This is a genomic window from Paraburkholderia sediminicola (genome assembly GCF_046027355.1).
Lineage (GTDB): Bacteria > Pseudomonadota > Gammaproteobacteria > Burkholderiales > Burkholderiaceae > Paraburkholderia > Paraburkholderia sediminicola_B.
The window spans coordinates 1-21,589 of record NZ_JAQQEK010000035.1 but is presented as its reverse complement, the minus strand read 5'-3'; the positions used below and the strand labels follow the sequence as shown (position 1 = coordinate 21,589).

The following is a 21,589-nucleotide window of genomic DNA, read 5'->3' as shown; positions in this document are numbered from 1 at the left end:
AGCAACACACCGATTGCGAACGCGAACGACGCACGGCGCCTTCGCGCCGCATGAGTTTTCACATGTCGTAGACCATCAACAGGAGTTTCCCAAATGATGAATCGAGACAATCCCGTCTGGCTGATCACAGGTTGTTCCACCGGCTTCGGCCGCGAGTTGGCGAAGCTGGTGCTGGAGCGCGGCTGGCGAGCGGTGGTGACCGCACGCGACGCGTCGAAAGTGAAAGATATCGCCGAAGCCCACGGCGATCGCGCACTGGTTCTGCCACTCGACGTGACGAACCCCAAGCAGATCGACGAGGTGGTGACGCAAGCGAAGCAGCGTTTCGGCCGCATCGACGCGCTCGTCAACAACGCGGGTTATGGTTATCTGGCGGCGATCGAGGAAGGCGAGGACGACGAAGTCCGCGCCATGTTCGAAACCAACGTGTTCGGCCTGGTCGACATCACGAAGGCGGTCTTGCCGATCATGCGTGCGCAGCACAGCGGCTTGATCGTCAATGTGTCGTCGATCGGCGGTATCACGAGTTTCGCGGCGACCGGCTATTACCACGCCACCAAATACGCGGTGGAAGGTCTATCCGAATCGCTGGCGACGGAGGTGAAGCCGCTCGGCATCGACGTGTTGATCGTCGAACCGGGACCGTTCCGCACGAACTGGGCGGGTCCGTCGATCAAACAATCGACCACGGTAATCGACGACTATGCGGCCACGGCCGGCGAGCGCCGCAAGCAGACGGAAGCGCGCAGCGGCAAGCAGGCGGGCGACCCGGTGCGGGCCGCGCAGGCCATTATCGACGCCGCGCTGTCGGACACACCGCCGCTGCGGTTGCTGCTCGGCAAGACCGCGCTCGAACTGGCGCGCAAGAAGCTGGACTTCATGCGCGGCGATTTCGATGCGTGGGAAGCCACCACGCTGGGCGCGGATTTTCCGGAAGGAGCGGGTTGAGTCGCGGGAGTTTTTCGCTGTGCGTCGTCCGTTGGCCGGGCTTAAAACTCGACCAACGCGAAATCTTCCTTGCCCACGTCGCAAAGCGGGCAGCGCCAGTCGGCCGGAACGTCCGCCCAGCGCGTGCCCGGCGCGATGCCCTCTTCCGGCAAACCTGCGGCTTCGTCGTAGACCCAGCCGCAGATCACGCAGACCCACTGCTTGAAGTCATCCGCCGACGCGGCAAGCTCCACCGCCGCGCTCGGCGCATCGGCCGCGTGCGACGCCGGTGTTTCATCGAGGCTCACCACCAACGGCGCGGCTGTGCCCACGCCGGATTCGGCGAGGCGCGCCTGCAGGCTTTCCAGCAACCGCTGCGCTTCGGCCAGCGTCAGATCGATCCAGTAGGGATCGCCCGCGCCGTCGTTGAGCCGCTCAGGGGAAAACTGGATTTCTACGGCTACGCCCTTCTTGTACATGGCAAATCGGAATATCGATGAAGCCGGCAGCGCGTCCCGCAAGGAATCTCCTTGGGAGCGTGCCGGCATGGGTCGGAAGCGTCGCGCAGAGACTTCGCGCGGAGATCAGACGAACTGGTTCAGCACGATCGCGGCGATCAGGCCGGCGGCGCCGATGAGGCCCAGCAATTGCAGCAGAGTGAGGGATTTACGGGGTGCGGTAGGGATTTGTTGCGTAGTCACGGGCTATTCTTGAAGATCGGAAAAAGCGAAATGGTACACGGGTCCGCGGCCGGCGCATGTCGATTAGCGCAAACCGCCGTGCATTAGCTGCCATTATCGCTGCTCGATCGCCCTGTATTCCCTACCGTCCGGAGATGGATTAATTCCCCTCGAAGGGGAAAGATCAGCTCTTCGCCAACGGGTTGCCGTGACGCGAATCCCAGAAGCGAATCACAGCCGTGTCGCCCGTGCCGGCGCCCACCACCTGATCCGGCGCGCCGTTCTCGCGTAGCAACGCTCGCAGGTCGTTAATGACCGGAAACACCTCGTGATTCCAGTCCGCGCCTTGCGAATCGTGGGCGCGCTGTTCGGCTTCGACGATCGCGCGGTCTTCCTTGAAAATGCGCTCGGTGAACCACACCAGCAGCGGCCACGCGAGATTCAACACGCCGGGAACGCCGGGTTTGCGAATCGACAGCAGCCCGAATGTGCGGTTGGTGCGCTGCTCGCGATCGAGCGGCACGTAGACGATCCACAGATCCATCACCAGCGTCTGCTCGGACGTGCGGATCTGCAGCGTCTGATACGGATACTCGGTGCGGATCGTCATCACGTCCTTGTCATTGTCGCCGCCGGTTTTACGGCTCTGGCCGAACACGATCGCTTCGCCGATCGGCTGCTGGCCGGCCATGCGCGCGAACGTGTAATCGACTTCGACCCAGCCCTCGCCGCGCCGCCGGCCGAGCGAACGCGCCCGCATCTGCCCCATCTGCTTGCGATGCAGAAACTGATGGTTCATGTCCATCAGGTTCTCGTGCATGAACGAATAGTGGCAATTCACCGGACGGCCGAAGCGGCGCGTCTTGTACTTCTTGTCCGAGACCGAGCCGAACGCCGGCAGCGGCCGTTGCTCAGCCAGCGCGGCATCGCCGGGGAAAACGAAAATCAGGCCTTCGATTTCGCGGCACGGATAAGAGCGCACGCCGTTCGGCAGACGCTCGCGGCCCAGGTACGGCACGTCGATACATTTGCCCGAGCAGTCGTAAGTCCAGCCGTGATAGCCGCAGCGGATCGATTCGCCATCCACCACGCCCTGATGTAACGGCACCTGACGATGCGCGCAGCGGTCCTCCAGCGCGAACACCTTGCCGGACTCCGTGCGCGCCAGCACGATCGGATCGCCCGCGAACGTCACACCATGCGTCTTGCCCCGCTTCACCTCGTGCGACCACGCCAGCGGGTACCAGTAGTCAGGGTGAATACCGACGCGGCGCAGATCGCGCACCGGTGCGTCGTTGGCGGCCTGGCCCGGCGTGTGAGCGGGTTTCTGCGATGCGGCCTGGGCAGGCGACGCATCGACGGTTGCATCGACGGTGTCTTGTTCTAGCGGGGGAACAGCATGCATAGGTGGCTCTCCGTGCACGGGCGGATAGAAGGTTGCCGCCCTGCAAATTGCGGGCGGCATCGTCGCCAGTCTACTAGAACCCGACGCCGTATGGGTTCGGGGACCGTGCAACCACCTACCGCGGCGCCTGCCCAACCAATGCCTGCTTGAAGCGACGAGGCGGCGCGTCAGCTCTCGTCGTGCGCCACCAACCCCGAGCGGCGCTGCACGCCCCACGACCGTCCGCCGCGCAGGAAATGCAGCCAGCCGAGCGCGGCGCCCACGTGCCGCACCAATTGAAACGTGAACGGCTCGGCGACCGCCGCGAGCATCGCCATCCACAAACTGGAGCCGGTGCGCTCGCCGGTCCAGCGCCGGTACAAATGGATGCTCCACAGATAGAACGCGAGGTCGATCGCCGTTTTGATCCCGATCACACTGAAGATCGACACGACGATCGCGCCATGTCCGCCGACCAGAAAGGCGAGCAGCAGCGCGAAAGCGGTCAGGCCGTAGATCGGCTGCATGGTGTCGATCGCCTTGACCGGCAGCATCAGCATGCCGAGCGTGCCGTAGCGCGGATTGCCGGTCATGTCGCGATTCCAGTACTGCGTCTGCAGGAAGCCCGCGAACCAGCGGCGCCGTTGACGCAGAAAACTGGCGAGATTGTCCGGCGCATCGGTGTGGGCATGCGCGTCGCCGACCACGCGCACGTCCCAGTCGAGGCCGTGGTCGACCGAATAGCGGCGCAGCCGGTGAATCAGTTCGTAGTCTTCGACCAGACACTGCGGATCGAAACCGCCCACGTCGACCAGCGCGTCGCGCTTGAAGGACGCAAAGGCGCCCGAAATCAGCAGCAGACTGTCCGCACGCATCCACGCGAAACGGGCGATGAAGTTGCGCATGTACTCGTAGGTCTGGAACCACTGGAACACGCGCCCCGACACCGACTTGCCGCACACCGGCACCAGAATGCCGGCCGCGGCGACCAGCTTCGGTTCGCTCGCGAAAGCGGCGCGCATGGCGTAGGTGGCGTCGTCGTCGAGAAGCGTGTCGGCGTCGACCGTCATGACGGTTTCCGTGGTCATCACGGTGATCGCCGCATTCAGCGCGCGGGCCTTGCCGCCGTGCGCCACACGCAGCCAGAACAGATTCGGATACAACGCGCTCGGCGCGCTCAGCACGCCGTCGACGGCCGCGGTGAGGCCGAAGCGGTCAGTGAGCAACTCGCGGGTCGAATCGGTGGAACCGTCGTCGGCAATCACGATTTGCGCCGGCCCATGCGTTTGCCGCAGCAGCGCGGCGATCGTTACCGGCAGCACTGTCGCTTCGTTATGCGACGCGACGATCACGCCCATGCTCGGCAGGCTGCGCCGTTCGAAGTCTGGCTCGAGCGGCGGAGCACGCCGCATCAACGGCAGCGTTTTCCACGTGACGAACGCAAGCAGCAAGGTGTCGTACACCACGTAGGCGATACCCGTCGACCACGCCAGCGCGCCCTGCAGAAAGAAGGCGCGCGCGAACAGCAGCAGCCACAATACGACCACACTCAGATGAATCAGCGTGCTCAACGGTGTCGTGCGACGCGGCACAATGCGCGGCGAAGCGAGAGCGAGAGCCTGTTCCAGGGTTTTCTTCAAAATGACTGCCGGGTTTGTCGATGTTGCGGTTGATAAGGGGAGGCGGCGCTTAAGGCACCATGCGCTTCAAAACCGACTTGCGATCGATCCACTGATGCTTCAACGCGCCGCCGATATGCATCGCCAGCAGTGCATAGAGCGCGTAGCCAAGCCACGTGTGCAAAGCGCCGAAGCGATCGTGCAAGGTCTCCTTGAGCGCCGGATCGAGATTCATCACATAGCCGATACGCGGCCACGGAACCAGGTTGAACAGGTGCATGGGGTGCGTCGCCGCGTCTTTCCATGCGGAATCGTGCAGCCAGCCAGACAGCGGCAGCGCAATCATCAGCAGATACAGCAGAAAATGCGCGATGTGCGCGGCGATCTTTTCCCACGATGGAAACTCGCGCGGCAACGGCGGCGGCTTGTGCGACACACGCCACAAGATGCGCATGAGCGCGAGACCGAGCACCGTGATGCCGATCGACTTGTGGGTGTCGACCACCGGGCGCACCCAGTCGTCCGGCAACGAATCCGCGCTCAGGCCGAGCACCACGTTGCCGATCATCAGCAGCGCGATCAGCCAGTGCAGAACCATGGCAGTACGCGTGTAGCGCGACGGCACTGGTGTGCCGGTCGAATCGGTCAAAGAGTCGGCGTGTGTGTTCATGATTATTCCGTCCGCAGCGGCATGGCTGCGAAAGCTGTTTGAAAATCCGGCGATGCGTTAGCACATCCAGGGGCGCCGATGTATAGGCAAACGCCCGAGTGTGCCGCTTTATTCCGCCGGGCGCTTAATTCTATGTTTTCGGATTATTTCGCGCGCGCCGGCTCAGGCAGGCCGTTGTTGCACCTCAACCGCGCGCCGCCTCGCGCCGCGCGATCAGTGCGGTCGACTCGATCCGTTCGTCGAGCCAGCCGTTGGTTGCATGCGCATCCAGTAGTTGCCGGATACGCGCCAGCAGTTCGTCCAGCCGCTCGCCGAGCCGTTCGCGCGACAGACTCGACATCGACAGCGGCCGCGTGACCAGCGATTCGACCGAGACCCGCCGCGTCTCGACGATCGACACGCGTTCGAGCATCGGAAATGGCGACTTCGCCAGCACCGCGTCGTGGCTTTCCCAACCGTCCGCCTTGCGCTGCATGCGCGCCGGGTCGCCCTCCGAGTACGCCTCGAGCAGCGCTCGGTATGGCGCGAGCCAGGGCATCGGCGCGTCGGTGGCGAACGCTGTCGAGAACAGGGCTACCGCGCCTTCCGGTTCGATCAGCGCATCCAGGCGCGCGAGCGTGTCGGGACGGTCCATCCAGTGAAACGCCCGCCCGATGACGGCCAGCCGAAAGCGCCCCAAAGCCGGCGACAGATCATAAGAACTCCCCTCGCGATACTCGATGTTCGGCGCAATCCCCGCGCCCAGGCTCGCGGCGACGCGCAGCATTTCCGGTTCAGGGTCGAGCGCGAGACCCGAGCCGACCCACGACGAAAACGCCAGTGACAGTTGCCCCGGCCCGCAGCCGAGGTCCAGAAGCCGGTGCGAGCCGCCGAGTTCGCAGGACTGGGCGACGCGGCGGATCAACTGCGGCGAATACGGTGGACGGCCCGCCAGGTAATGCGCGGCGGTGGTCCTGAAGCGGTCGGGCACGAAGGGGATCGGGGCGGTCATTGGCGATTCCAGGCGGGTCGGTTGGGGCAATGGCAAACGACGAACGGAGCGCCATTGTCGTTGCTGCGGCTCATTGCCGCCGCTGTTGCGAGGCAATTCGATCAGACAGGGTTTCCCTGCCTCGGGGTGCACCCAAGGTTTGATGCCCAGATCACTGTGCAGTTTCCTGCCGATTCGATAAGTCGCAGGGCGGCACTCGCGAGACGGTCGCTCAGCAGGAAGCCGAGTGTGAAAACACAATGAAAGCCAGCCGGCGCATCGCGTCGCGCCTCGCGCTTAAGGGAATCGGCCCACCGCAGTTCGACGCTTCACGAAACGATAATGCCCGACGCCCCATTCGTTCCCATTCGCGTAGCCGAACAGCTCGGCCACCGCCATATAGAACATGCGCCATCGTTGCAGCCACACTGCCGCATCGCGCGCGCCGTAGGTGTCGATCAGCATCGGCATCACCCGGTCGCGCGCCGCATCGAGCGCGGCGAGCCAATGATTCGCCGTGCGCTCGTAATGCGTGCCGCTCACCCACCACTGTCGCTCCATGCGCAGGTCGTCCTGGAAATTGAGCAACAGCGCCTCCGACGGCATCGTGCCACCGGTGAAAAAGTACTTCGACATCCAGTCACTGCCGTCCTGCACCTGGAAGTGATAGGCCAGCGTCCGATGTGCGAAGAGATGCACGAACAACTTCGCGTCGTCGCGCATCCAGCGGGCGATTTTCGCGAGCAGCAAGCCGTAGTTCTTCATATGCTCGAACATCTCGATCGACACCACGCGATCGAAACCGTGGCCAAGCTGCGCGTCGTCGAATTCGAAATCGACGATGTTGCCCGTCACCACCGAGAGGTTGTGCAAACCTGCCTGCGCCGCGCGCGCTTCGATGAACGCGCGCTGCCCATGTGAATTCGATAGCGCGACGACGCGCGAATTCCGATACCGCGCCGCCAGCCATAACGACAGCGAACCCCAGCCGCAGCCGAGATCAAGAATCCGCTGACCGTCGGCGAGTTCCGCGCGCTCGGCATAGCGTTCGAGCATGGCCGCTTCGGCTTGCGCGAGCGTCTCGTCGCCGGTCGGATACAGGCAGCACGAATACTTCAGATGCGGCCCGAGATGCGCGTGGAAGAAAGACGCCGGCAGCTCGTAATGCTGCGTGTTGGCGGCTTGCGTTTCGATGGCGATCGGACTCGCGCGCAGATCGTCGAGCAAACGGTTGAGCCGTTGCGCGCGCAACTCGCCGTTGTCGACCGCTTCATCGCGCAGGCGCTGACGCATCAACTGACGCATGCCGAAACGGATCACGCCGTCCGGCAGCCAGCCGCGTTCGCAGCGTTGAATGAGCCAGCCGTCGCTGGGCTCGGCGGGCGACGGCGGCGGCATCGTGTGGTCAGTGGTGGAAAGGCTCATGAGGCTGACTCCTTGGCGTTTTTCTGTTCTTGTTCGAAGGCGCGCTTGCGCCCGGGTTGCGTCGTCAATGCCGCGGCGGCCACGGAATCAGCGCGCTGGTGGTGCGCATGTAGTCGGCGTAACCGGGACGCCGTTTTGCCATGCTTTCTTCGAGCAGCGGAATGCCGGAGAGCTTCAGCAACAGAAACGCCATCAGCACCGGCGGCAACAGCGTGAACCAACCCCACGGCGTGCCGATCGACAACGCGATATACGCGAGCCAATGCACGCATTCGAAGAAGTAATTCGGATGCCGCGAGTAACGCCACAAGCCGACGCGGCACACGGCGTCGCGGTTGACCGGATCGGCCTTGAAGTTTTGCAACTGACGGTCGGCCATCGCTTCGCCGGCCACGGAGACGATCCACACCACGACGGCCAGCACGATCCATCCGGCGGCCGGCGCAGTCGCGCGGTACGACGGCACCAGAAACGCGATGGACAGCAGCATCGAAATGACGACTTGCAACTGGAAAAACCAGAACATCCTGCTTGCCGCCCTGTCGCCCCATTCTTCGCGGAAGCGGTGATAGCGTGCGTCTTCCGGCTTGCCGGCGTTGCGTTTCCACAGATGCACGCCGAGCCGCACGCCCCAGATCAAACCGCCCAGCGCGCTCAGTACGCGCGCGACGGGGTCGCCGGTGCCGAGCACCGCGTAGAGCACCGCCACGAAGCCGAGCGAATACGCCCAGATGGGATCGACCATGCCGGCGTTTTGGCTTTTCAGCTGCCACGCCCAGACCGCGCTGAAAATCGCGACGAGTCCGATCAGGGCAATCACGACGGCGGCAAGTGGCGGCATGGTTTCCTCGTTCGACGGCGATGCGGGTTATACGCTGCGACGGTTGTATCGGATGCGTGCGAAGCGCCCGCTAGTCCTTGTCGCCCGGCGAGGCGAAGCCCGGCTTGCCCACCTGATCCGGCCGCTGTGGCACGCGTCTGAAACGCGACGTGTCGTAGCCCATTGCGTCGAGCCGCGCAAGCAAGCCCCGATACGTGTCGTCGCTCATGTCCGGGTCACGCGAAAAAATCCAGCCGAGGTTTTTGCCCGGATAGCCCAGAATCGTGTGCCGATAGTCTGGGTCGACGTAGAGCGTCAGTTGCGTCACGCGGATAGGCCAGAACAGCTGCACGCGCCACTCGCCGCCGTCTTTGCCGGGCACGGGTGTGTCGAGAAACTGGTAGTGCTTTTCCTCGGCGTCGAAACGCTTCTTGCGGGCGTAGTACGAATCGTCGATCTTGCCGTCCGGGCGTAGTTTCCATTCCGCGCGGCTCGCCACCATGTCGCGCTCGGCGAAATACGGAATGTTCGCGATGATGTACCAGCGGCCCATATAGCGCGGCAAGTCGACGGGCACCGTGGCGAGCGGTTCGCTCGCGCGCGGGTTGGGATTGGGCGGGTCGTTGGAGCAAGCCGCGAGCGATAGCAGCAAAACCGCCGCAACAACAACAGCGGTGGCGGTGGCATAGACAACTCGGCGCATGGCAACGGCCTCGAACGTGGCGGCAATACACGTATTACGCTCGACGAGGCCGTCTGGATGCGTACGGCGCTCGTGAAGCGGCGCGGCTGCTCCCCGACGACGCTGACCTGCGACAACATGGAAGCGCTGCGGCCGTCCAGCCGGCACTATCGCCGAAGCTGCGCGCTTTCGTGGATTTTCTGTCGGAGCGCCTGTTCAGCGAAGCATAGCGACGATACAAGCGGCGCGATCCGGTTAGCGTTATCGTGTCCGCAACACCCGCTCCCACACGAATTCCCTCATGCCTACCCGTTTCAACGCCGCATTCACCGCCTTGCTCGCCGCCGCCCTGTTCGGCGCGACGACGCCGCTCGCCAAAGCGCTGCTCGGCTCGCTCTCGCCGTTCCTGCTGGCCGGGCTGTTCTATCTCGGCAGCGGCTGCGGCCTTGCCGCGGTGATTCTGGCGCGCCGGCTGAAAGGCGGCCGCGCCGGGCAGCCGGCCGGCCACAGCCACTTCCCATTACGCGAAGTCCCGTGGTTGGCCGGCGCGATCGCAGCCGGCGGCATCGCAGGGCCAGCTTTACTGATGCTGGGTTTGCAAACGACGCCAGCCGCCACCGGTTCGCTGCTGCTGAATCTGGAAGGCGTATTCACCGCATTGATCGCGTGGATCGTGTTTCGCGAGAACGTCGACGTGCAGGTGTTCCTCGGCATGACCGCGATCGTCGCGGGCGGCGCGGCGCTGTCGTGGCAGCCAGGCGCGGCGGGACTGCCGCCGGGCACGCTGCTGCTGGTCGGCGCCTGCGCGTGCTGGGCCGTGGACAACAATCTCACGCGCAAGGTGTCGACGCACGATGCGATGTTCATCGCCTGCATAAAAGGACTCGTGGCCGGTTCGGTCAACGTGGCGCTCGCGCTCACCCTCGGCACCGCGTGGCCGAAGGTCTCGACCGTCGCGCTCGCCATGCTCACCGGCTTTGCGGGCTACGGCGTGAGTCTCGTGCTGTTCGTCGTCGCACTGCGCAATCTCGGCACCGCGCGAACCGGCGCATATTTTTCGGTCGCGCCGCTATTCGGCGTGACCTTGTCATGGCTGCTGTGGCCGGAACTGCCGCCGCCGCTTTTCTGGGTCGCCGCCGCGCTGATGACGCTGGGCGTGTGGCTGCACATTCGCGAACGTCATGAGCATCCGCACACGCACGATCCGCTCGAGCACTCGCATCGTCACCGGCACGACGCGCATCACCAGCACGAGCACGATTTCGCGTGGGACGGCGACGAGCCACATACCCATCCGCACCGCCATGTACCCATGACGCACGCGCATGCGCATTTCCCGGACATCCATCACCGGCATACGCATTGATTTTTCGGCCGGCCGCGCCGCACGGGCGCTTGCTGCATCGCAAGACAAAAATCTCTCTGAAAAAAAATCATGCGATAGGCCGATTCAATTGGCATCGTCGCGCATCGCATCCTGTAATGAAACTCCTGTTGTCCGCGTGCCATCCGTTCAACCTGTCTGCATCTTTGGAGAGATCTATGTCACAACCCGAGCCTAATGTAGATGAATTAGTGAAAAGCATCGCCGAAGAAACCGACACGCCGGCGGAAACGGTCTCGAAGATGTACGCGGACACCTTGGCCAACTACCGGCACGACGCGCGAGTATTCGATTACGTACCGCTCTTCGCCGCGAAAAAGGTGCGCAACCAGCTTCGCGACAGTTCGAATCGCAAACACTGACACGGCGGCGCGCGGAGACCACCGCCTGCTGAATCGCATTTTCGCCTCGACCGACTCGCGCAAAAATTCACATAACGCGCACCGATTTTTTTCCCGCTGATAGACTCTCGCCCAGAACCATCGACTCGGGGGAGTTGGCATGCGGGTAACAATCGTAGGCGCGGGCATCGCCGGTTTGAGCACGGCGTGGTCGCTCTCGAAACAGGGACATGACATCACGCTGATCGAGCAGGGCTCGATTCCAAATCCACTCGGCGCGTCGGGCGACCGGCATCGCATGATTCGTCGCGCATATGGCGACGCAGACGGTTATGCGCGAAACATCGAAGAGGCGTTCGATAGCTGGGACCTGCTGTGGAACGATCTCGGCGTGTCCCACTATGCCAACTGCGGCGTGCTCGGCATTTCGCAATTCGCGGGCGATGGCGCCGAACAGTTCCGCAACGGCCTCGACCGCATGGGATTCGAGTATGAAAGGCTCGAACCGAGCGAAGCCGCGGCGCGCTACCCGTTTCTCGACCCAGCCACGTTTCGTTACGCTTACCTCGATCACGACGGCGGCGCACTTTTCAGCGAACGCATTGCACGCGACATGAAGGCGTGGCTCAAGATGCGCGGCGCCGACATTCGTATGAACACCAAGGTACTCGCAGTCGACCCGCAGACCGCTTCCGTGCGCATCGAAAACGACGTGATCGTGCATGCGGACCGGCTCGTGGTCACCGCGGGCGCATGGACGCTGCAACTGTTTCCCGCGCTCGCCGAAAGCCTGATGACGTATCGCAACACCGTCGCCTATCTGGAGCCGCCCGCGGATCTGGAAGACGCGTGGTCGACGGCGCCCGCGATCGTCGATATCGGCGGCGCGAGCGATGGCTATGTGCTGCCGCCCCTCGACGGCATTGGTCTGAAGTTTGGCGCCGGCATCAATAAAGCGCGCGCGCCGGACCCCGACGCGAATCGCATTGCGGCGCCCGGTGAAGGCGACCGTTTGCGGCGGCTGTTTGCGCCGCCGTTCAGCCGCATCGACGAATATGCGGTATCCGAAGTAAAGACCTGTGCATACACGTTCACGGCGGATAACCGTTTCTTTTCGAAGCGCATCGGCAATACGCTGGTGGTGTCGGCTTGCTCCGGACACGGCTACAAATTCGGCGCGGCGGTGGGGCGGCGAATCGCGGAGGCGCTGGAGACGGACGACGACGCCACGCTCTCGCGATGGCTCAGAGCCGAAACGGCCTGAACGTTTTCCTCGATTCACACGCAACGATGGCTGACGCCAACGCATTGTTCATTCCGCGGCAAGACGACATCGACGAAGCCGCGATGACGCTTGCCGCGCTTGCCTGCATCGACGGCTTCACCGCCTGCTTCAACGCGCGCGATCTCGACGGCATGGACGCGCATTTGCATTTCCCGCACGTCATTCTTTCGGGCGAACAGCTGGTGATCTGGGAACGGCCTGGCCAACTGCCCGCCGCTTTCTTCGACGATCTGGCACGCGATACCGGGTGGCATCACACTGCGTATCAGGAAAAGGAAGTGGTACTGGTGAGCCCACGCAAAGTGCACCTGCGTGTGGTGTATTCGCGCAATCGCGCGGACGGTTCGATCATCGCGCAGCATCGCAATGTCTGGATCGTAACGTGGCAGGACGGGCGTTGGGGCATCAAGCAGCGTTCGTACTGAGTGCGGTTTGCGGTTTCTCGGCGCGCTGACTGTGCGAGCGGAAATTCATCGAGCGAGCGACTCGTGAGCATACAGCTGTCGTAACGAATGTCGCCGTCGCGAATCGCACGGCGCAGGCCGTCGCAATGCAAGTCCTACTGCGCGAGTCTCCTCCCACCCAAGGCGCCTTCGACATTCGGCACCCACAGCCCATGGTCCAATTCGTGGCTCCACATTCTGAACGTACTGTGGATCTAACAATGGCACCGCAAATTTTCTATGCTGACGGTTTGGCGTCTTCACTCAACAAGGAACCGCACATGTCCGCCTCGATTCAAATCCGCCCCGTGGTCCCCGGCGACTTCGACGCCTGGCTGCCGCTATGGGACGCCTACAACGCGTTCTATGGCCGCTCGGGCGAAACCGCATTGCCCCGCGAGATCACGCAAATCACGTGGGAACGTTTCTTCGACGGCTACGAGCCAATGCATGCAATGGTCGCTGAACGCAACGGCCAGCTGCTCGGCCTCGTGCATTTCCTGTATCACCGTCACACGACGATGAAAGGACCGATCTGCTATCTGCAAGACCTGTACACGCTCGACACCGAGCGCGGCAACGGCGTCGGCCGCGCGTTGATCGAGGCTGTGTATGAGCGCGCCAAAGCCGATGGTTCACAACGCGTTTACTGGCAAACGCACGAAACGAATCAGACCGCGATGAAGCTGTACGACAAGGTTGCGGACCGCTCGGGCTTCGTGGTCTATCGCAAAGCGCTGTGATGCCACGCGGCGGGCTCGCCTAGCACGCTTCCCGCTCCTCTCGCCGTGCCGCGCGCTCTGTGCGGCACATTGCATTTCTATCCCCGACCGATCTTGCGGCCACCATGCGCCGCGCATTGTCCGGTCCGATTTCCGCCGCCTTCGTTTCCCGCGCCGCTCAAGTTTGCGTGCGGTCTGCCGTTATCGCCATTGGACGGAGCTACACCCGGCTCCACGCGGTTCATCAGCGAAACCTTGGGCGATCTCCTCATGGAGGGGCGCAAACGAATCGGAAACTGTACATGCCTTCGATCATCGGCATCGATCTTGGAACCACGCATAGTCTTGCGGCAATCTGGCGCGACGACCGCGCCGTGCTCATCCCGAACGCGTTAGGCGAGACGCTCACGCCCTCGTGCGTCTCCATCGACGGCGATGGTTCGATCCTCGTCGGCCGCCCCGCTCATGACCGCTTGCATACGCATCCCGAGCGCACCGCCGCCAACTTCAAACGCTACATGGGCACGAGCCGCACCGTGTCGCTCGGCACACAGATGCTGCGTCCCGAAGAGTTGTCGTCGCTGGTGCTCAAGTCCTTAAAGGCCGATGCCGAAGCGTTTCTCGGCGAAACGATCAGCGACGCCGTGATCGCCGTGCCCGCCTATTTCAGCGACGCACAACGCAAAGCCACGCGCATTGCCGGCGAACTCGCCGGCCTGAATGTACTGCGCCTGGTCAATGAACCGACCGCGGCCTCGCTCGCGTATGGCGTGCATCAACGCGACAGCGAACGCAAATTTCTGATCTTCGATCTGGGCGGCGGCACCTTCGACGTCTCCGTGCTCGACTTCTTCGAAGGCGTGATGGAAGTGCGCGCCAGCACCGGCGACAATTTTCTGGGCGGTGAAGACTTCACCGAAGCATTGGTCGAGTTGTTCTGCCTGCGCAACGGTTTCAAGGTCCAATCGCTCACGCGGGTTGCCGCGCAACGTCTGCATCAGCAGGCCGAACGCGCGAAACGTCAGCTTACGCAGAACGGCGTCGAAAGTGTCACGCTCGAACTCACAATCGGCGACAACCGGCACGCGCTCGAACTCGACGCGGCCGCCGCGGAGCGTACCTGCGAGCATTTTCTGCAACGGCTGCGCAAACCCGTGGAACGCGCATTGCGCGATTCGAAGATTGCCGTCGCCGCGCTCGACGAGATCATCCTCGTTGGCGGCGCATCGCGCATGCCGATGGTCCGCAAGTTGGTCTCGAAGATGTTTGGCCGGCTGCCCGCCGGACATTTGAACCCGGACGAAGTGGTCGCGCTCGGTGCGGCGGTGCAGGCCGGACTCGTCGGACGCGATGCCGGGCTCGACGAAATGGTGCTGACCGATGTCGCGCCCTATAGCCTCGGCATCGATACGGCCATGCAGGTCGGGCCGGCTCAGTTCGTGCCGGGTCACTTTCTGCCGATCATCGAACGCAATACGATCGTGCCGGTGAGCCGCATGCAGCGCATTTTCACGGTGCGCGACCGTCAGCAGATGCTGAGCATCAAGGTGTTTCAGGGCGAAGCGCGTTTGACCACCGACAACGTCGCGCTCGGTGAATTCACGCTGGAAGTGCCGCTCAAAGCAGCGGGCGAAGCGGGCGCGGATGTGCGCTTCACTTACGACATCAACGGCGTGCTGGAAGTGGAAGCCACCGCGTTTCCGGGCGGCGTGAAACGCGCGATGGTGATCGAAGAAAATCCCGGCGTCATGACGCCGGAAGAAATTCGCGAGCGTCTCGCGGCGTTGAGCGCGTTGAAGATCCACCCTCGCGATCAACTCGAGAATCGGACGCTGTTGACGCGCGCCGACCGTGTCTATGAAGAAACGCTCGGCGATCATCGGCAATATCTGGCCGCGCATATCGCTCGCTTCCAGGCACTGATCGAGCGCCAGAACGCCGACGAAATCGCGCAGGCGCGCGGCGAACTGAACGCGCTGCTGGATCGCTTCGACGTGCATGTGACTTACTGAGCGGCCATGAATACGATCTCCAACAATCATTGGCCGTGGGACGTGCTCGGCATCGAGTCGAATGCCGACGAGCGAGCGGTGCGTCGCGCTTATGCGCGGCTGTTGAAGCAGCAACGTCCGGATGAAGATGCCGAGGCGTTTCAGCGTCTGCGGTACGCGTATGAGTCGGCGCTGCAGATGGTTACTGGCGCGGCCGCGAAAGAAGTAGGCGCGGCACCGACAGCGAACGCCTCTGTTGCTGAACCCGCGGTGTTGATCGGAACCACGCGGGAGCCTGCAACCGCGCCGGCGACGTCCCGCGTGACGATCAACACTTCGGAAGTCGAGGCCGCCGTCCGCGAACCCGACGCTTTCGAAACCGCCGTCCAGCTTTGGCAAAACTTCATCGCGCAAGCGGAAGACCTCGAGTCGCGCCGATCGTTGCAGGATCTATTCGCCGCCGTCGTCAACATTGCAACACGCGATGAACTCGAATGGCAGGCGCTGTGTCATTGTCTGAACGAGGACACATCCGCCACGCTGCGCATGAATTTGAGCGCTGTTCTCGGCTGGCGGGACAACGCTGCGCATCTGCGGCGCCGCAACGCGGCGATCGCCACGCTCGCGCTGAACCGCGTATTCGCCGACGAGGACTACAACACGCTGCGCCTGCGCTTCACGAGCGCAATGGCATTGCTCGAAGGTCCGTTGCCGCAAATGGCGGCCGGCGCGCGAGCGCTGCTTCGTGCCGGCGTGCGCGCCGAGATGGAGCAGCTATTGACCGCGCTTGGCCGCTACCATCCGAATGTCGTGCGGCTGCGACTCGATGCCGAGAAAGTCGATTTCTGGGGACGTTGCCTCAAATTTCGCATCGGCGCGGGCCGTCTGTTTGGACCGGCGCTCGCGTTGAACGCGTGGTGTGGTTTGCTGTTCGCAGACGCTTCACTGAACCCCAATAGCAGCCGATGGTTCGATCAATGGTCGCCCGCTCAGTCGGGCATTCTTCTGTCGACGCTGATGCTCGCGCTGGTGACTGTCGCCGCCACGACCGTGCTGCTGTCCGAGCCGCAGCAACAGCGGCTGCGGGCGTTGCGCTCGGTCAGCTGGCTGCGTTATGGCTGGATCCCTGTCTGGCTCGGCGCAACCACTGTTGCGCTATGTGAGGACGGCAGCGGCCGTTCGACATCGATCGCGATGGCCACGCTGGGCGTCTGTACGATCTGGGCAGCGCTGATTCACGGCTGGCCGCCTATCAAGGAGCTCGCGATACTCGCCGCATTCAGCGCGACGGCATTGGGCTTTGCGGGCCACTGGCTCGCCATGGACTCGCATGCGTGGTTGATGCCTTATGCGCATGGTGTGCTGTTCGCGTTCTTCGTTTCGTTTTCGCAAGCGGAATGGCGCGGATGGATCGCGCGTCGGCCGCTGTTGTTTTGGGTTTGCGCGCCTTTGTGGTTCGCTGGATTCGCAGCGTTGATCGTGTTGCTGTTGCAGCGTGAAGTGCGTGCGACGCAGTTCGCGTGGGCGTTGTTTACGGTGATGTCGGCAGCGGGCGGCGTGCTGGCGACGACGCGTTGGAATGATCTGCGCGCCGCGATACCGGCGTTTTTTCGCGGGTATGCGAACCTTGTGTGGATGGCGCTGGCGATTTATAAGCCGGACATTATCGCCTGCGTGAGTGCGGGGTTGATGAGTGTCTGGGTTATTGAGGGGTTTAGGCAGCGGCGGGTGGGGTAGAGCGCAATCGATGTTCAGGGGCGCGTAAGAGGGTGATGTAACGCCGTCAACGAAGTGCGGACAGGTTCCGGGCGATGAGTGCTACCAACATTCACTCCTGCTGACTATCGCCCACTCTTATCAAGTGTATTAGCCTGGACCCGATCTGACAGATAGTCGGGAAACGAAGTAACGAAGCCGATCAGTAAGGGATCAGTTTCTCCCTGGCAAGATCAAGGGAGTCGAGAAACGTGCGCATTGGCGTCTTGCCGTAGCACCATCGTCCTTGATGTTCGCGCTCGTTGTTGTACTGGTCAAGCCATACGTCCAGATCAGCCTGCAAGGCCGGGATCGAGTCGTAAATCCTCTTGCGGAAGGTGACGCGGTAGAACTCGTTGAGCATGGTTTTGTGAAGGCGTTCGACGATGCCGTTGGTTTGCGGAGAGCGCGCTTTGGTGCGGGTGTGGTCGATGTTTTCCACCGCCAGATAGAGCTCATATTCATGATGCTCGGGGTTACCGCAGTATTCGGTGCCCCGATCGGTAAGCACGCGTGCGAGCGGGATGTCAAAGCTGTCGAAGAACGGTACGACGCGATCGTTGAGCAGATCGGCGGCCGGCAACGGCGTCTTGCGATCGTAGAGTTTGGCAAACGCGACCTTTGAGTAGGTATCGACAAAGGTCTGCTGATAGACACGGCCCACGCCTTTAAGTGTGCCAACGTAAAAGGTGTCCTGGGCGCCGCAGTAGCCGGGACATTCGGATTCGAACTCACCGTGCGTTTCCTTTTCCAGCTTGGCGCGCTCGAGCGCGGCCAGTTGCGACTCGGTCAGCACCATCCCTTCCTGGGCGGATTTGGCCTCCAGAGCCTTGAGACGCTTGTTCATGGTCTGAAGGTCATGGCGCAACCAGACGCCGCGCACGCCCTGCGGCGAGACGCTCAGGGCGTGCCGTTTAAGTACCTCGTTGGCGATGCGTATCTGGCCGTAGGCGGGCAACTCCAGCGACAGTTCGAGCACGGCGGCCTCGACCTGAGGATCCACGCGGTTCTTGATGATCGGGCGATGGTGCGAGATTTCCTGCAGCGCCGCTTCACCGCCTGTTTCGTACAGGTCCTTGAAACGGTAGAAGCTGTCGCGGGAATAGCCCATTACACGACAGGCCTGACTGACATTGCCAAGCTGTCGTGCCAACTCCAGCATGCCGAGCTTGGCACGGATGACCTTCTGTTCCTGAGTCATGGCGGACTCCTTGCGGTTTGCTGTTTGCGTTGTCGCTCCGGGCTACGCCCTTCGCGCCAGCGCAAACAGCACGAGAAACCAACCACTGTCAGATTTAGTCTAGTTCAATACATATCAAGAGAGTCGGTCATGGCTGACGCCAATCATAAAGTGTGTGATTCACACACATAAAGCACCACCGGCGCCCGTCACCGAACGGTCTGTCACCATCCAGCAGTCCTGGCGCTATCAGAAAACCGGCACGCCAGCCTTCCATATGCGCAAGGGGTCGCCTACCTTTTCGTGGATGAAGCTCTCCGGGCGCTGGATCGAGACCGCCGGCTTTGAGCCCGGATCCCGCGTGCGTATCACCGTCGAGTACCAGCGGCTCATCATTACGCCGCTTTAAACGCAGAAGGGCCGCAAAGCGGCCCTTCCGTCACAACTTGATTCCCAAACACATCTACCTGTTTAAGGCTACGCTCTTCGCAAGAAGAACAATCCATCCGCCGTACACAGGCTCGATCTCAACGAACACTTTTTCCCCTCGTTCGATCGCAATCACTTCGCGCTCAATCACCGGTGACCAGGCTGCCTCATCCCTCTGGTCACCACTCACCCCGGACAACAGAAGCGCTAGCGAATCCCGATAGTCATTCGGTTCACTCGCCGAATCCCACAGATGAACTCTGTCAACAATGTTCTGCTCGCGGAATTCATCAGCAACAAAGCGATCCACTCCTTCCGCAACCAGAGTGAAACGCTGCCTGGCCTGTCCGCGGAAAAAAATGCTGACGCCTTTATCGTCCTCAGTAAAGGTGATTCCAGTGACACGCGCCTCCACGAAACCAGAGAAATCAATCATCGATGCGCTCCCGTCTGTCACGGTTTTCGGCGCCACGGCGAGCAAGGGCGTCCCGGCTCCTCGCGCGAGCCCCCTGGCCATTCATGCACGTGATCCACCTCGTTGCCTTGATGCGGTTTGTCATAGTCGCCCTGCGGCAAACCATCCGGTCCATATTCACGCCCCCGGCGCGGACCCTCAATCCAACCATTTGCCGGGCCCTCATCGGGTGGATTCTTTGGCCTATTAAAAGTCGACCCATCAAACAGATCGCTAAACCATTTCGGAACGCCTCCCGAACCCGGATTGCGACTCGGCCCAGTTGGAGGAGGCATAGGAACCGGAACTGCCTGCAACCCCATTGGATCGCTGAACTGTACCGGATTCCCACCCCACATAAGCATACGCATTCGTCTGCCCACTCGCCCACCCGATCGGATCCTCACTGACGAATCGGGCTTTGGTTGGGTCGTAGTACCTATTGCGATAGTAATACATCGGTACTGCCTCGACAGTCACCCGCTTGCAGTCGGGCGACCGCGTCGTAGTTGCATTGGCCGAACGTAATCATGCTCAATTGGCCACCGATAGCCCGAACTCCGAATTCGCCAATTCGAAGAGCCGCATTGCCGCCTTCTGTACTAGATACTATCTATCCGAGCAACTTCAGACTCTCGTGGTCGAAACATTACTCGTTCGCAGACCACGGCTATCTGCGCTCCGATCGATGACTCGAAAACTAACAGCTCCAGCCTCCCTTCATTGAAGGCCGCCAACCAATGATGCTTAGAGTCAGGCTTCAGCCAGGAGTCGGTATCAGAAAAACTGGTAGCCCAAGTCATCCAATAGTCGATCGCCTCCGTCGAAAATTGTTTTGCTGAGGACCTTAACATTCGGCTTACTACATTTTGCAATACGAAATCTTCGGCGCGAAATGCTTTAACGCCGATTAACTCGATTGTGCAACATTGTCCCGCGACACGTAACAAGCCGATCCTGCATACCGATATGTTTCGATCCACGCTGATCGAGACTATTTCTGCATCGTGCAAGGAGCAGTTATCGGAGGAGACGTCACTGATAGTCATTTTTCCGTCCATCATTTTGGTTGCCACGGACCATGAATGGGGACAGGATTTCCGCGGGTAGGATCGCCATTTTCCTTACGCCCCCTGTCATGCCCGTGCGGCACAGGCGTATTTGGGCCATGGTGTTGGTCCCAGTCAACATCCGAATCCGGCCATCCGTCAGCGCCATAACCTCGCTCCTGCCCGCTGCCGGGATTCACGTAGACTGACCCTGCCTCGCCTTTATTCGGCGTCTTACTCGGCCTGTTAAAAGTCGACCCACAAACAGATCGCTAAACCATTGCGGAACACCTCCCGAGCCCGGACTGCAACCCGGCCCAGCCGGTGGAGGTGGCGGAAGGATGGGAATTGCCTGCAACCCAGATGGGTCGCTGAACTGCACCGGATTCCCACCCACATAAGCATACGCATTCGTCTGCCCACTGGCCCACCCGATCGGATCTTCACTGATGAACCGTCCGGTTTGCGGGCTGTAGTACCTATTGCGATAGTAGTACAACGGGGCAGCGGCGCACGCGAAGCGTCAACAGTTGGGGTGTCTCGTCGTAGCCGAAAAGGTTGTGAACATATCGAATTTCGAAGGGGCACCCGCGCCCCCTCCCGCCTCGCTCGCAAACGGCAATCTTATCTTACTGAGCCTCATCGTCGGAACAGGGGTATCCGATCGTCTCGAGCGACATGCCGCAATCCGCCAACAACCTGAGCGTTTTTGATGACGCGTAAAACGAAAACACAATCGTTTCACTCAATTTATAGAATACGGCAATGCGTAAGGTGTTTTCTAATTTCTCATCGAACCCGCATCTTTGCAAATTCCTCAAAAAATTCTGAATTTCCGCATCTACGTCATCAACGATACGCTCACTGGAGGAGAGCCAAACATGAAATATCTTTCGCCCGTCCCGCCCCTCTCTTTCTTGAACGGAAAAAGTCTCTTTCATTCTGTCAATTTGCACGGTCTGCAACTCATGGAATTGAGCATCGACCCGGATGTTGAGTTTCATATCCCGTCCCAACGATAGGCTTCAAGGGGATGTTGCATCATTTGCACTCGGGGCCCGGCTTACCCAGACGCAACCACTCTAAGTACGCTCCTCGTGCCTCGTCCTTAGGTACTTGGCCGTTGGATCCTTTTTCCCCTTTCATATTGCCACTGTCGTGATACCAATTCCAAAAGTCCTTCGGAAGCCCGTATGGGTTATCCCATGGCCCGAGCCCATACGGATCCGTGAACTGAACCGGATTCCCACCCACATAGGCATACGCATTCGTCTGCCCACTCGCCCACCCGATCGGATCTTCACTTATGAACCGTCCGGTTTGCGGGCTGTAGTACCGATTGCGATAGTAATACAACCCCGTCCCATCGTTCTCCCGTG

The 21,589-nt window shown here is 61.5% G+C and carries 22 protein-coding genes and 1 pseudogene; 9 read left to right on the top strand and 14 right to left on the bottom strand.

All coding sequences use genetic code 11. The features are described 5' to 3' along the window. Window positions 1-93: 93 nt before the first annotated feature. Window positions 94-948 carry an oxidoreductase gene (locus PQR42_RS37495; RefSeq protein WP_408388652.1) on the top strand — a complete coding sequence of 285 codons (855 nt, stop codon included), beginning with the start codon at window positions 94-96 and terminating at the stop codon, window positions 946-948. Window positions 949-989: 41 nt separating this feature from the next. Here the strand turns inward: PQR42_RS37495 and PQR42_RS37490 are convergent, their stop codons facing one another. The 8 genes from PQR42_RS37490 to PQR42_RS37455 all read right to left on the bottom strand — a co-directional run bounded on the left by PQR42_RS37490 (window position 990) and on the right by PQR42_RS37455 (window position 9,198). Continuing rightward, window positions 990-1,406 carry a rubredoxin gene (locus tag PQR42_RS37490; RefSeq protein ID WP_408388654.1) on the bottom strand — a complete coding sequence of 139 codons (417 nt, stop codon included), beginning with the start codon at window positions 1,404-1,406 and terminating at the stop codon, window positions 990-992. Between the two features lie 385 nt (window positions 1,407-1,791). Further along, complete coding sequence (locus PQR42_RS37485; RefSeq protein WP_408388656.1) at window positions 1,792-3,012, bottom strand: Rieske 2Fe-2S domain-containing protein; 1,221 nt, start codon at window positions 3,010-3,012, stop codon at window positions 1,792-1,794. 167 nt (window positions 3,013-3,179) lie between these two features. Next, on the bottom strand, window positions 3,180-4,631 hold the full coding sequence (locus tag PQR42_RS37480) for a glycosyltransferase family 2 protein (protein WP_408388658.1): 1,452 nt from the start codon (window positions 4,629-4,631) through the stop codon (window positions 3,180-3,182). A 49-nt stretch (window positions 4,632-4,680) separates the two neighbouring features. Beyond that, window positions 4,681-5,280 (bottom strand): cytochrome b, encoded by a 600-nt coding sequence (locus tag PQR42_RS37475; RefSeq protein ID WP_408211617.1) that lies wholly within the window; start codon window positions 5,278-5,280, stop codon window positions 4,681-4,683. Window positions 5,281-5,464: 184 nt separating this feature from the next. Next, entirely contained in the window at window positions 5,465-6,271 is an 807-nt protein-coding gene (locus tag PQR42_RS37470) for a class I SAM-dependent methyltransferase (protein ID WP_408388660.1), read from the bottom strand. A gap of 276 nt (window positions 6,272-6,547) precedes the next feature. Beyond that, window positions 6,548-7,675, bottom strand: a complete 1,128-nt coding sequence (locus PQR42_RS37465) for an SAM-dependent methyltransferase (RefSeq protein ID WP_408388663.1) — start codon at window positions 7,673-7,675, stop codon at window positions 6,548-6,550. A gap of 64 nt (window positions 7,676-7,739) precedes the next feature. Then, on the bottom strand, window positions 7,740-8,516 hold the full coding sequence (locus PQR42_RS37460) for a DUF1295 domain-containing protein (protein ID WP_408211624.1): 777 nt from the start codon (window positions 8,514-8,516) through the stop codon (window positions 7,740-7,742). A 70-nt stretch (window positions 8,517-8,586) separates the two neighbouring features. Then, window positions 8,587-9,198 carry a lipocalin family protein gene (locus PQR42_RS37455; protein WP_408388665.1) on the bottom strand — a complete coding sequence of 204 codons (612 nt, stop codon included), beginning with the start codon at window positions 9,196-9,198 and terminating at the stop codon, window positions 8,587-8,589. A 280-nt stretch (window positions 9,199-9,478) separates the two neighbouring features. Between PQR42_RS37455 and PQR42_RS37450 the strand changes: the two genes are divergently transcribed. The 7 genes from PQR42_RS37450 (at window position 9,479) to PQR42_RS37420 (ending at window position 17,080) form a co-directional block, all read left to right on the top strand. After that, a complete protein-coding gene (locus PQR42_RS37450) occupies window positions 9,479-10,543 on the top strand; it encodes a DMT family transporter (RefSeq protein ID WP_408388667.1) in 1,065 nt (354 codons plus the stop codon). 176 nt (window positions 10,544-10,719) lie between these two features. Beyond that, the gene (locus PQR42_RS37445) at window positions 10,720-10,923 is read left to right on the top strand and encodes a DUF3562 domain-containing protein (protein ID WP_132379526.1); all 204 of its coding nucleotides are present in this window, start codon (window positions 10,720-10,722) and stop codon (window positions 10,921-10,923) included. Between the two features lie 139 nt (window positions 10,924-11,062). Then, on the top strand, window positions 11,063-12,166 hold the full coding sequence (locus PQR42_RS37440) for an NAD(P)/FAD-dependent oxidoreductase (RefSeq protein ID WP_408388669.1): 1,104 nt from the start codon (window positions 11,063-11,065) through the stop codon (window positions 12,164-12,166). Window positions 12,167-12,192: 26 nt separating this feature from the next. Further along, the gene (locus tag PQR42_RS37435) at window positions 12,193-12,612 is read left to right on the top strand and encodes a DUF6841 family protein (RefSeq protein ID WP_408388671.1); all 420 of its coding nucleotides are present in this window, start codon (window positions 12,193-12,195) and stop codon (window positions 12,610-12,612) included. 299 nt (window positions 12,613-12,911) lie between these two features. Continuing rightward, window positions 12,912-13,373, top strand: coding sequence for a GNAT family N-acetyltransferase (locus PQR42_RS37430; RefSeq protein ID WP_408211637.1), 462 nt, complete (start codon window positions 12,912-12,914; stop codon window positions 13,371-13,373). A gap of 281 nt (window positions 13,374-13,654) precedes the next feature. Further along, a complete protein-coding gene (locus tag PQR42_RS37425) occupies window positions 13,655-15,364 on the top strand; it encodes an Hsp70 family protein (RefSeq protein WP_408495139.1) in 1,710 nt (569 codons plus the stop codon). Between the two features lie 6 nt (window positions 15,365-15,370). Then, window positions 15,371-17,080 (top strand): J domain-containing protein, encoded by a 1,710-nt coding sequence (locus tag PQR42_RS37420; protein ID WP_408388675.1) that lies wholly within the window; start codon window positions 15,371-15,373, stop codon window positions 17,078-17,080. 181 nt (window positions 17,081-17,261) lie between these two features. On the opposite strand, the gene PQR42_RS37415 is transcribed toward PQR42_RS37420, so the two are convergent. Further along, the gene (locus PQR42_RS37415) at window positions 17,262-18,299 is read right to left on the bottom strand and encodes an IS481 family transposase (RefSeq protein ID WP_408393956.1); all 1,038 of its coding nucleotides are present in this window, start codon (window positions 18,297-18,299) and stop codon (window positions 17,262-17,264) included. A 154-nt stretch (window positions 18,300-18,453) separates the two neighbouring features. Between PQR42_RS37415 and PQR42_RS37410 the strand changes: the two genes are divergently transcribed. Further along, window positions 18,454-18,687, top strand: coding sequence for a SymE family type I addiction module toxin (locus tag PQR42_RS37410; RefSeq protein ID WP_408447866.1), 234 nt, complete (start codon window positions 18,454-18,456; stop codon window positions 18,685-18,687). A gap of 54 nt (window positions 18,688-18,741) precedes the next feature. Here the strand turns inward: PQR42_RS37410 and PQR42_RS37405 are convergent, their stop codons facing one another. The 5 genes and pseudogenes from PQR42_RS37405 to PQR42_RS37385 form a co-directional block, all read right to left on the bottom strand. Then, window positions 18,742-19,143: a hypothetical protein gene (locus tag PQR42_RS37405; RefSeq protein WP_408393833.1), complete on the bottom strand. Its 402-nt coding sequence runs from the start codon at window positions 19,141-19,143 to the stop codon at window positions 18,742-18,744. 252 nt (window positions 19,144-19,395) lie between these two features. Continuing rightward, window positions 19,396-19,620 carry an RHS repeat-associated core domain-containing protein gene (locus PQR42_RS37400; protein WP_408393836.1) on the bottom strand — a complete coding sequence of 75 codons (225 nt, stop codon included), beginning with the start codon at window positions 19,618-19,620 and terminating at the stop codon, window positions 19,396-19,398. Between the two features lie 945 nt (window positions 19,621-20,565). Then, a pseudogene (locus PQR42_RS37395) lies at window positions 20,566-20,709 on the bottom strand (RHS repeat-associated core domain-containing protein); the annotation flags it as partial. Between the two features lie 130 nt (window positions 20,710-20,839). Further along, on the bottom strand, window positions 20,840-21,214 hold the full coding sequence (locus PQR42_RS37390) for a hypothetical protein (protein ID WP_408393839.1): 375 nt from the start codon (window positions 21,212-21,214) through the stop codon (window positions 20,840-20,842). Between the two features lie 37 nt (window positions 21,215-21,251). Next, the gene (locus PQR42_RS37385) at window positions 21,252-21,566 is read right to left on the bottom strand and encodes an RHS repeat-associated core domain-containing protein (RefSeq protein WP_408495155.1); all 315 of its coding nucleotides are present in this window, start codon (window positions 21,564-21,566) and stop codon (window positions 21,252-21,254) included. Between the last annotated feature and the right edge of the window lie 23 nt (window positions 21,567-21,589).